This is a genomic window from Halostella sp. PRR32 (assembly GCF_034808085.1).
GTDB classification, from domain to species: Archaea; Halobacteriota; Halobacteria; order Halobacteriales; family Natronoarchaeaceae; genus Halostella; species Halostella pelagica.
The window spans coordinates 1-265 of record NZ_JAXHGL010000156.1; the positions used below are offsets into that span (position 1 = coordinate 1).

Below are 265 nucleotides of genomic sequence, written 5' to 3' on the forward strand. Positions count from 1 at the left end.
GTCTCGGACACTCGACCACCGACAACCTCGGCCAGCGGTCGCCCCTGCAACTGCCCGGGCTCGCCGCTCGTCAGCCGGCGCTCCGCGGCCGCGTTCGAGAACTGGACGACGCCTTCGCCGTCGAGTATCAGGACGATGTCGTGGATGTTCTGTAGGATCGTCTCGCTGCGTTCCAGTTCCAGCGTCCGCTCGCGCTCGGTCGTGGTCTCGCGCGAGAACACGGTCAGTCCGTCCTCGTCGGGGCACACGCGGATCTCCGCCCAGT

1 protein-coding gene is annotated in these 265 nt (G+C 67.9%); it reads right to left on the minus strand.

What is annotated here, in order from left to right; translation table 11 throughout:
- On the minus strand, positions 1-248 hold a 248-nt coding region (locus tag SM753_RS20725), incomplete at its 3' end, for a PAS domain-containing protein (protein WP_323192944.1).
- Positions 249-265 lie beyond the last annotated feature (17 nt).